Source organism: Mycobacterium sp., assembly GCF_035653355.1.
Taxonomy (GTDB): Bacteria; Actinomycetota; Actinomycetes; order Mycobacteriales; family Mycobacteriaceae; genus Mycobacterium.
In genome coordinates, this window is sequence record NZ_DASRBZ010000426.1 from 1 (window position 1) to 3,537 (window position 3,537).

2 protein-coding genes and 1 pseudogene are annotated in these 3,537 nt (G+C 68.4%); 2 read left to right on the forward strand and 1 reads right to left on the reverse strand.

Annotated features, from left to right (window positions below; translation table 11 throughout):
• Positions 1-1,223 (forward strand): glycine--tRNA ligase (locus VFA16_RS14725; RefSeq protein WP_324968529.1); only part of this gene is annotated, 1,223 nt, incomplete at its 5' end.
• A gap of 6 nt (positions 1,224-1,229) precedes the next feature.
• Here VFA16_RS14725 and VFA16_RS14730 read toward each other — a convergent pair.
• On the reverse strand, positions 1,230-3,239 hold the full coding sequence (locus VFA16_RS14730) for a TPM domain-containing protein (RefSeq protein WP_324968530.1): 2,010 nt from the start codon (positions 3,237-3,239) through the stop codon (positions 1,230-1,232).
• Between the two features lie 64 nt (positions 3,240-3,303).
• On the opposite strand from VFA16_RS14730, the pseudogene VFA16_RS14735 reads away from it, so the two are divergent.
• Positions 3,304-3,537, forward strand: a pseudogene (locus VFA16_RS14735) (deoxyguanosinetriphosphate triphosphohydrolase); the annotation flags it as partial.

The following is a 3,537-nucleotide window of genomic DNA, read 5'->3' on the forward strand; positions in this document are numbered from 1 at the left end:
TCGTGACCGGTCGCGACGACGTCGTCGGCCTGGACTCCTCGATCATCCTGCCGCGGGAGGTGTGGGTGGCCTCCGGCCACGTCGAGGTGTTCCACGATCCGCTGGTCGAGTCGCTGATCACCCACAAGCGCTACCGGGCCGACCACCTCATCGAGGCCTACGAGCAAAAGCACGGCCATCCGCCGCCGAACGGGCTGGCCGACATCCGCGACCCCGACACCGGCGAGCCCGGCCAGTGGACCGAGCCGCGCGAGTTCAACATGATGCTCAAGACCTATCTCGGGCCGATCGAGACCGAGGAGGGGTTGCACTATCTGCGGCCGGAGACCGCGCAGGGCATCTTCATCAACTTCGCCAATGTCGTCACCACCGCGCGCAAAAAGCCGCCATTCGGAATCGCCCAGACAGGCAAGAGCTTTCGCAACGAGATCACCCCCGGCAACTTCATCTTCCGCACCCGCGAGTTCGAGCAGATGGAGATGGAGTTCTTTGTCGAGCCGTCCACCGCACCGGACTGGCACCAATATTGGATCGACACCCGGTTGCAGTGGTACATCGACCTGGGTATCAATCCCGACAACCTGCGGTTGTGGGAGCACGCGAAAGACAAGCTGTCGCACTATTCGGCGCGCACCGTCGACATCGAGTACAAGTTCGGCTTCCCCGGCAACCCGTGGGGCGAGCTGGAGGGCGTGGCCAACCGCACCGACTTCGACTTGACCACGCATTCAAAGCATTCTGGTGTCGACCTGTCGTTCTACGACAACGTCACGGATACGCGCTACATCCCGTACGTGATCGAACCGGCGGCCGGGCTGACGCGGTCGTTCATGGCGTTTTTGGTCGATGCCTACAGCGAGGACGAGGCGCCAAATGCCAAGGGCGGGATGGACAAGCGCACGGTACTACGCCTGGATCCACGGCTGGCGCCGGTGAAGGTCGCGGTGTTGCCGCTGTCGCGGCACGCTGACTTGAGCCCCAAGGCCCGTGATCTGGCTGCCGAGTTGCGCACGTGCTGGAACGTCGAGTTCGACGACGCCGGCGCGATCGGGCGGCGCTACCGGCGCCAGGACGAAATTGGCACCCCGTTCTGCGTGACGGTGGATTTCGACACACTCGAGGACCAGGCGGTCACCGTGCGTGAACGCGACACCATGGCGCAGGAGCGGATCGCGATCGACGCCGTCGCCGACTACCTGGCGCCCCGGCTGCGCTCCTGCTAGGGCGGCTCAGAACCGTCCGCCGCCGCCCATGAACCCGTCGTCGGAGGGGCCCGACGAGCCGCCGAACGATGTCGGGCTCCAACCGTCGTCCCAGCCGCCACCCCAGCCACCGCCGAAGCCGCCGAAGCCCCCGCGCATCGCACCGCCAAGCAGGTCGCCAATGATGAGCCCGCCCATCATCGCGCCCAGGTTGCTGCCGCCGCTGTAATGGCTGGCGTAGACGCGCTGCGCGGCCTCGACGTCGGCGTTGGCCAGCGCCTGGGCGTCGGCAGCCAAGTTCGCGGCGGTGTTGGCATGAGCGATCGCGTCGGCCACATCGGTGGACCGTTTATCGAGGGCGGCCTGCAGGTGCCGGCTCGCCTCGGCGAGCCGGGTGCGCGCCTCCGGACCGACGCTGCCCCGGCGGGTGTCGACGTAGTCGGAGACCGCACGCACCCGCGACTGCGCGGTGAACAACGCCTGCTCCAGGGTGCGGCGGAGCCGCTCTGCGCTGGCCTGCTCCTCGGCGACCGTGGCCAGCAGCCGGTCCAGGTCCGCGTGCGCCTTGGTCAACCGGGTGAAAGCACCAAGGGGATCGGTGGAGCCGCCGGCGCGCGCGGCGTCGACAGCCGTCACTGCCGCGTCACGGGCAGCGGCCAGCGCACCGGCATGCGGAGCGTCCGCTTTTTGCACATAGGCGTTGGCTTGCTCGATACCTGCTTGCACGTCGGCGATCATCGACGGCAGCTGCTCGACAGCGCGGCGGATGTCGCTGGAGGCGTTGTCGACCGCGTCGAGCAGCGCACGGGCCTGGGCGAGCGCCGACTCCGTGGCGCGCACGGCGTCGACCAAAGCGCTCTGCTGCCCACTGACGGCCTGCGTCGCCAGTTCGCGTGCCCGGCTGATGGTTTGCTCGGCGAACGCCCCTCGCTCCTTTGCGGCCGCGACGTTGCCCGCCACGGAAGCCACTGCGGCAGGGTCGAATTCGTTGTGCAATTCGGCCAGCCGCTGTTCTGCCGGGGCGAGGCGGGCGGTGAGCTCGACGACCTGCTGGGTAAGCCCGTCCAGCCGCGCCGGCGCGTTGATCACCAGGTCACGCAACTGCTCGAACGCCTCTCGCTGCGATTCCAATTCGCGGTCGGCCCGCGCCGCTGACACGATCACATTGGTCAGCAGCTGCCGGCGCTGTTCGGGCGTCTCGGGTATTGCGTCGTCGAGCTGTTGGCGGACGTTGAACGCTTGCGTCAGCGCGGCTTTGGCGTTGTTGACCGCGCGGGTGAACGGCTCGGTGCGGTCTTTGCCGAACTCCTCGATCGCCAAGGCCAGTTCGTTGGCGCTTGTGCGCACCGCGTTGTCGACCTCGACCACCTTCGACCGCGACAAGTCGTCGAGCGCGTCCAGCGGTAGCGCGGCAAGCGCATCAGGGTCGGTGGGGTCAGCCCGCCGCGCCGCAGCCACCGCGGCGGCGTGGCGTCGCCTGCGGCGGTAGTGCATGACAACCACCAAAACCAGCACCGCAAGCGCGACGACGCCCAACGCGATCAGCAGTGGCGCCCACGCCGACGAACCGGGCGGTCGATCAAGCCCGTTGGCCGCGGCCACCGCGGCCCCGCTCCAGTCGCTGCGATGCAGCGCGGGTTCGACCTGGGTGCGCCGCAGATCGTCGACCTGACCGGACGTGACGCTCTTCACCGCAGATGGCACGAGGAACGCGTAAGAGCGGTCGACGGTGGCCACCGCCAGCAATGCGTCGTAGTCGCCCAGGTCGCTTGCGCTGCGGGTGCTCTGCGCCCAGCTCACCGCGCCCTGCCCGGAGAACGTGTCGACGTAGACCACCCAGAGCCGGATGTGGCGATCGCTGTACAGCTTATTCACCGCCGCCTCGACAGCGGCGCGACCCGAGCCGGTCAATGCCCCCGCGTCGTCGGTGACGTAGCCGGATAGCCGAAACGGCGGTTGCGCGGCGGCCACCGGTGCCAACAGCAACGCCGCAGCCAAGACGGCCAGGATCACACCGAGCGGGCGAGGTATGCGCATGCTCGCCAATGTAGCGACGCCGTGCGCCCTGCGACGCCCAGCCGTTTTGGCAGACTGTCGCTCAATGGATCAGCAGGAGCCCTACGACGATTTCGACCGCCAGCGGCGGGTGGCCGAAGCGCCGAAGACCGCGGGCCTGCCCGGCGCCCAAGGCCAGCACCGCACCGATTTCGCCCGCGACCGCGCCCGGGTGCTGCACAGCGCCGCGCTGCGTCGGCTGGCGGACAAGACCCAGGTCGTGGGGCCCAGGGAAAGCGACACCCCGCGCACCCGGCTGACCCACTCGCTGGAAGTTGCC